This is a genomic window from Clostridium sp. CAG:43 (assembly GCF_000434655.1).
Classification (GTDB): domain Bacteria; phylum Bacillota; class Clostridia; order Lachnospirales; family Lachnospiraceae; genus Otoolea; species Otoolea fessa.
On the sequence record NZ_FR895022.1, the window covers coordinates 1 to 616 of the forward strand.

Consider the following 616-nt stretch of genomic DNA (forward strand, 5'->3'; position numbering starts at 1 on the left):
CGGAGGGCATTTGGCTTCTGGCGCTGTATGTTGTATGCTTTTTGGGGTGTTTAAAAAGTGGAAATGTATGTTATAATTGGCATAAATAGTACAATATAAAAAATTTAGCAGATTAAGAAAATTTTAGGAGGTATCAGTATGACGAAAGAAGAGATTTCAGCGCGTCAGCAGCAGGCGGCTCAGTTTCATGCAATGGGGTATAATTGTGCCCAGTCGGTGGCGTGTGCGTTTGCGGATAAGGTGGATTTGGATAAGGTGGCGCTGTTTAAGGTGACGGAGGGGCTTGGTCTTGGCATGGGCGGCATGAATGGTACCTGCGGGGCCATTTCGGCGGCGGCTGTGCTGGTGGGGCTGAAGGATAGTACCGGGGATCTGGAGCTGGCGAATTCGAAGGCGGTTTCTTATAAGGATGCCAGAGAGTGCATCGCGCGTTTCCTTGAGAAGAACCAGAGCGTGGTCTGTAGGGATTTGAAGGGTGTGGAAACGGGAAATGTGCTGCGTGCCTGTCCGGACTGCATCAGCGATGCGGTGGAGATTATCGGAGAAGTATTGTTCTAATATATCCTCGCAAATGGGCACGTTTGAAACTGTAAGTGCCGTACAGCAACGCGCGGGC

General features: G+C 50.0%; 1 protein-coding gene. It reads left to right on the forward strand.

What is annotated here, in order from left to right:
* Nucleotides 1–138: 138 nt before the first annotated feature.
* Nucleotides 139–558, forward strand: a complete 420-nt coding sequence (locus QVO97_RS02060) for a C-GCAxxG-C-C family protein (RefSeq protein WP_022358758.1) — start codon at nt 139–141, stop codon at nt 556–558.
* The last annotated feature ends 58 nt before the right edge of the window (nt 559–616 follow it).